The sequence below is a fragment of the Occallatibacter sp. genome (assembly GCF_049802275.1).
GTDB lineage: Bacteria > Acidobacteriota > Terriglobia > Terriglobales > Acidobacteriaceae > Telmatobacter.
In genome coordinates, this window is the sequence record NZ_JBARMD010000512.1 from 1 (window position 1) to 4,861 (window position 4,861).

Genomic DNA, 4,861 nt, shown 5'->3' on the forward strand with positions numbered 1-4,861 from the left:
TCCTCGATGAAACTTGGCGAGATTGCAAGTCGGCTGGGCGCCGAGCTGCGCGGAAACGCGGAAGTCGAAGTCACCGGGGTGAAAGGGATTGAGGAGGCGGGGCCGTCGGAGATCACCTTTGTCGCCAATCCCAAATACGCCTCACTGGCGCGGAAGACGCGTGCAGCGGCGGTACTGGTGGAGCCGGAGTTTCCCGAGATTGAGGCTGCGACGCTTCGGATCAAGAATCCCTACCATGCCTTTTCGCGGACGCTGGCCCTGTTCTACCAGCCGCCGGCCTACCCCGCCGGAGTTCATGACACGGCAGTGATTCACCCGACCGCCCAGATCGGCGAGGGTGCGCATATCGGGGCTTATGTCGTGATCGGTCCTCACGTGAAGCTCGGTGCGCACGCGACTCTTTTGCCGCATGTGGTGCTCTATCCGGGGGTGAAAACGGGGAGCCGGTTTTTTGCTCACGCGCACGCCGTGGTTCGAGAGGACTGCGTATTGGGAGACAATGTCACTCTGGAAAACGGGGCGATTGTCGGTGCGGACGGTTTTGGGTTCTCGAAAAACGAACTCGGGCAGTGGGAGAAGATTCCACAATCGGGGCCGGTACGAATCGGCGATCGCGTCGACATCCAGGCCAACGCCTGCGTCGATCGTGCAACCGTCGGCGCAACGGAGATCGGCGATGGCAGCAAGATCGACAATCTCGTCCAGATCGGCCACGGATCTCGCGTCGGCACCGACACGCTGGTCTGCGCACAGACTGGCCTCGCGGGGTCATCGATCATCGGCAACAATGTGATTCTCGCCGGACAGGTGGGGATTGCGGGTCATTGCAACGTCGGGGATGGGGTGATTCTGACCGCGCAGTCAGCGGTGAGCCACGATGTGCCGCCGGGCAAGATGATCTCAGGATCGCCGGGATTTGATAATCGGATCTGGCTGCGTGCGGTGACGATCTTTCAGAGATTGCCGGAGTTGTTGAAGCGGCTGGACCGGCTGGAGAAGCGCGTGACGGCAATGGCAGATGAGGCTTCGGATGCCAGCGGGGACAAGGGATGAAAAAGATATTGCCAGTGGTTGCGGCTGCTGCACTTGGTTTGCTTTCTGTGAACTCGATCAGCGGATGCCACTCACATCACATCGAAGCGACAATCGAAAATCACACCGGCGGCACCATTACGCTGCTTGAGGTCGACTACCCGAGCGCGAGCTTTGGAGCGGACACGCTGGCGGCGGATGGAGTATTCCATCATCGCATTCAGACACGGGGCAGCGGCCCGATCAGTGTGCAATACACCGCCGAGCATGGCCGCGCTGTCCAGATCACGGGGCCGACACTCCTCGAGCAGCAGGAAGGCAGCATTGATGTTGTTCTGCTGCCCAATGGAAAGGCCGAGTTTCATCCTGCGTTGAATCCGCAGCACTGAGCGCGTCAGTTCATCTGGATGAATTTGAAGATGGCGGACAAAGAAGAACGGGAGCCGAAGCTCCCGTCATCTGGCTGCATTTCCGATTTGGCTTGCGGCGATCAGTGGACCATGCTTTGGAACAGCGACGACTTCAGCAGGCTGTTGAAGTCGCTGTCAGAGGTGGCGAAATGAACGCTGAGCTGACCCGAATTTGAACTGATATCGGTCGCGGCGAGGGCTGCCTTCTCACTTTCGTCGCCGCTCATCTTCTTGTAGATCACCGCGGCGGATAGCAGGGATGATATCGTGGCTGCGGCGAATGAGTCGCCAGTGGCAATCGTCAGATTGAATTTGACGCCATGCTGGAAGTCCATGCCGTACCAGGATGACTCGAGACGCTTGCGCACCGACTCGTAGTCCGCAACCGACCCCGCTTCTCCGAGGACCTGTTTCATCATGGTCTGCGTTCCGGTCTTGTCCAGCACGCTCCACAGCGGCGCGGAGTCGACGGACTGCATCGCTTCCATGATGGGGGTATTGGTGAGCATTCCCGGCGCATACCCGTCGCGTACATCAAGGGCAGCTCTCACTGCCTCAATGCTGCCGAAGACAAATGTCGACGGATCGACGAAGCACAGCACCATACCGGTGTGGGCCAGCGGATACACGCGATTGGTGCGGACCAATTTGGGCTGCACCTTTTGCTTTTTAAAGTTGGCCATGATGCCCTGCACATCAAACTGGCCTTGCGCGATGCCCACGGTCTGCAACTCGTCGCTCGATGTACCGGTGCGGAAGAGCGCAAACGCGAGATCATCCACGTCGTGGTTGTCGTTCAGGCCTGATTTGCGGAGAGCATCGTCAAATTGCTTTAAATCGGGCGGCATGACGCGATCGCGCAGTTCCATGGCGGTGTTTGAATTCTGCATGGCGCGGTAATCGATCACGACCAGCTGCTGCACTTCATGTGGAATTGCAGCACGGGCATCGCCGGAAAGCTGCGCTCCCTGCGCTGCGCCTGCGATCGTGAGAAGCAAAACGGGAACGGAAATTCTGGTAAATAACTTAAGCACTCTTGTCCTCCGGGAAGCCCCATGGCTTACCGTCTTGTACGTTGTGGGAAGCAGGAAAACCTTCACATCCTGCATCTCTAGTTTACCTCGGTACCGTTTTAGACGTTGGCCAGATTGGTATTGGTACTGTTACCTTCGCCAGGCCACGCCAGGGGCGCCTCAAGGCGACGTTCCAGGATCTTGGTCTGGTCATCGAACTCACTTAACTGACGCATCCACTCGCTTTCCCGCTCGCAGGCAGCCTCGGGAATGAGTCCGACGACCTCGCCTTCAACGGGCGCCGTTTTGTGTTTCAGGGCCAGCCGAGAAACCGTGCTGTAAACCTGGGACACCGGCGTCGCAGTGAAATCGGTAATGTTCATGGAGAGTTGCGCGCGGCCATGCGCGAGCACTCCAAAGGCTTTCACACCGTGGAGGCCGACGAAAACGGCCCGCACTTCGCGGGCGATCGCTCTCACCACGGCAACGTCAGCGGAATCGAAATAGACATTGTAGGCAACGAGGAACTTGCGTGCTCCTACAGCGCACGCACCGGCAGTGGGGTGTAAACCGGGACCGCCGAGATCGGGCCGGCGAGAGGCCTCTTTGCGCACGGCGTCGCGCAGGCCTTCAAATTGCCCGCGACGCACGTCGTCAAGGTTGGCGCGATCAGGACGCGAGGCGGCAGACTCGTAGAAATAAACGGGCAAGCCGAAGCGACGCCAGATTTCGAGGCCTGCCTGCCGCGCCAGCATGACGCATTGTTCCAGCTTGATGCCTGAGACGGGCACGAACGGAACCACGTCTGCCGCGCCAATGCGTGGATGCAAACCCTCCTGGGTGGTCAGGTCGATGAGTTCGACGGCTTTGCCTACGCCGCGCACAGCGGACTCGAGCACCGCACCCGGCTCGCCGGCAATGGTGACCACGGAGCGGTTATGATCCGCGTCCTTCGACCAGTCGAGCAGGCGCACACCTTCAACGCGCATGGCAGCCACAATAGCTTCGACACGTCGGGCGTCCCTGCCCTCAGAAAAATTCGGAACGCACTCGACGAGAGCATCTTTCATCTTTATCCTTCAAGCTGCGCGCATCCGTGGCGACTCACGCACTGCTGCCCATCTATTTCCAGAATGTGTATCCCACTTGAAACTGCAGGCTGGCATTCACGCCCGGGTTGCGATCCCCCAGCGATGCCGACGAAATGTGGACGGCGTTCACTCCGAGATCAATCGATCGCTTCTCGCGCGTGAAGTAGTGGATTCCGATTCCGCCCTGCGGCGAGAAATTCCAAACCGATGTACCACCGGGCGTTCCAGGCGGCACGAGCACATCCGGTGGAAACTTGTGCGTGGTGTAGATAAGCCCGCCCGCGGCCTGAAACCACGGCTGCCAGTGTTGCGAATGATTGAGAAAGTTCCATCGGAAGATCGCCGGTGTAATGCTGGCGCCCGTATAGGTTCCTCCTCCGACCGGCTGCTCATACGTCACACCCTGGTAGACGAAAGTCTGAATATGGGGTGGAGGTGTGTACGCCTGCCAGAAGGGTATAACGTTGACTGCATATTGGAACTGACCGCTCAAAATTCCGGCGTGGAGGGGTGGCGTCAAGACTTTTCCAGCTTCAAGACCAAGGAAAAAGAAATGGTAATTTGAGCGGTCGCCGCCGATGCCGTTGCCGTAGTTTGCAAAAGGTCCGAATTCCCAACTCTTGTTGGTGCGAACCTGGGCTACAGGCGAATTCTCTGTGGATTGCGTGGTCTGGGCCGATGCTGCTACCGCTCCCGCGGCAAGCAATGTGAACACTAAAAACTTCGCAGTTGGGGTCAACGTTCTTCCCTTTTCCTCATTTTTTGAAATTATCGAATCCATGAAAAAGGCCGCCATCTTCAGGCGGCCTTCGGTTTGCCAGCCTGTTTGAACTTATCCAGCGACCTGCTCCATCTGTTCGGCGTCCATATCGAAATTCGAATACACATTCTGGGTGTCGTCGAAATCTTCAAGCGCTTCGAGCAATCGGATCATTTGAGCTGCCGCTGGTCCTTCAAGCTTGGTATACGTTGAAGCCACCATCGTCACTTCGCTGGAGGCAACGGCTATATTTGCGGCCTTCACGCCGCTGAGCACGCCTTCAAAGGAGTGAGGATCGGTCACGATCTCCCAGACTTCGCCTTCATCGCGGAGGTCTTCGCCGCCGTGTTCCAGAACGATGTCCATCAACTTCTCTTCGGTGGCGTTCGCCTTCTCAATGTCGATCACGCCCTTCTTCGAGAACATGTGCAGAACCGAGCCTGTCGAGCCAAGGTTGCCGCCATTTTTTGAGAAGGCGTGGCGAATTTCGCTAACGGTACGGTTGCGATTGTCGGTCAGCGTTTCCACTACGATTGCCACGCCGCCGGGGCCGTA

Annotated in this window: 6 protein-coding genes; 2 read left to right on the forward strand and 4 right to left on the reverse strand. The window is 58.1% G+C overall.

Going from position 1 to position 4,861, the window contains the following annotated elements; genetic code table 11:
- On the forward strand, window positions 1-1,053 hold a 1,053-nt coding region (lpxD, locus tag WA354_RS17685), incomplete at its 5' end, for a UDP-3-O-(3-hydroxymyristoyl)glucosamine N-acyltransferase (RefSeq protein WP_472814342.1).
- Window positions 1,050-1,421 carry a hypothetical protein gene (locus WA354_RS17690; RefSeq protein ID WP_472814343.1) on the forward strand — a complete coding sequence of 124 codons (372 nt, stop codon included), beginning with the start codon at window positions 1,050-1,052 and terminating at the stop codon, window positions 1,419-1,421. The genes lpxD and WA354_RS17690, both read left to right, overlap by 4 nt.
- Window positions 1,422-1,522: 101 nt before the next feature.
- On the opposite strand, the gene WA354_RS17695 is transcribed toward WA354_RS17690, so the two are convergent.
- The 4 genes from WA354_RS17695 to WA354_RS17710 form a co-directional block, all read right to left on the reverse strand.
- Window positions 1,523-2,476, reverse strand: a complete 954-nt coding sequence (locus tag WA354_RS17695; protein WP_472814344.1) for a hypothetical protein — start codon at window positions 2,474-2,476, stop codon at window positions 1,523-1,525.
- Between the two features lie 98 nt (window positions 2,477-2,574).
- The gene (gene ftcD / locus WA354_RS17700) at window positions 2,575-3,525 is read right to left on the reverse strand and encodes a glutamate formimidoyltransferase (protein ID WP_472814345.1); all 951 of its coding nucleotides are present in this window, start codon (window positions 3,523-3,525) and stop codon (window positions 2,575-2,577) included.
- Between the two features lie 52 nt (window positions 3,526-3,577).
- Window positions 3,578-4,285 (reverse strand): acyloxyacyl hydrolase, encoded by a 708-nt coding sequence (locus tag WA354_RS17705; RefSeq protein WP_472814346.1) that lies wholly within the window; start codon window positions 4,283-4,285, stop codon window positions 3,578-3,580.
- 93 nt (window positions 4,286-4,378) lie between these two features.
- Window positions 4,379-4,861: YebC/PmpR family DNA-binding transcriptional regulator (locus WA354_RS17710; protein ID WP_472814347.1), on the reverse strand; the 483-nt coding region annotated here is incomplete at its 5' end.

What these genes read in the sequence shown, in the direction of transcription:
- WA354_RS17690 (WP_472814343.1), top strand. Translation starts at nt 1,050, where the DNA reads ATGAAAAAGATATTGCCAGTGGTTGCGGCTGCTGCACTTGGTTTGCTT.
- ftcD (WP_472814345.1), bottom strand. Translation starts at nt 3,525, where the DNA reads ATGAAAGATGCTCTCGTCGAGTGCGTTCCGAATTTTTCTGAGGGCAGG.